The 521-nt window shown below is 60.1% G+C and carries 1 protein-coding gene; it reads left to right on the forward strand.

The window, feature by feature from the left end; all coding sequences use genetic code 11:
- The coding region (locus tag BRSPCE3_RS35660; RefSeq protein ID WP_244071792.1) for an ROK family protein at positions 1-453 on the forward strand (453 nt) is incomplete at its 5' end.
- Positions 454-521 lie beyond the last annotated feature (68 nt).

Below are 521 nucleotides of genomic sequence, written 5' to 3' on the forward strand. Positions count from 1 at the left end.
GAAGGTCCGGCCTGCGCGTGCGGCTCCCAGGGATGCCTTGAGACGCATGCCTCGGCGACCGCTCTTCTGAAAGGCGTGGAGAACGCTGCCCAAAACGGAGCTCTCCTCGAAGGTCCACTTTTTGACCGATGGCGCCAACAGTCACTCAATGCGGAAATGATTTACCAATGCGCATCGGCGGGTGATGAAACGGCTCTGAAGCTATTCCGCCGCATGGGTTGGGCCCTCGGGCTGGCCCTCTCCAACCTCTTCACGGTGCTTGGGATCCGCCATGCCATTCTGGGGGGCGGGGTCAGCGCATCGTGGGACCTTTTCATCGGTCCCCTGCGTGACAGTTTCACGCGCTACACGCGGTTTCTCTCCCCTGAAGAAATGGTGGTCATGAAAAGCTCACTGGGAGACAACGCCGCCCTCCTGGGAGCCGCCAGGCATGCCATGGATCAAGTGTCATAAAACCGGCTAACCTCCAATGGCCACCATGGGCCGACTGATGCATTTCCGCAGCACGTCCTGATCCAAGG

Origin of the sequence: Bradyrhizobium sp. Ce-3 (assembly GCF_022835695.1) — a bacterium.
Lineage (GTDB): Bacteria > Pseudomonadota > Alphaproteobacteria > Rhizobiales > Xanthobacteraceae > Bradyrhizobium.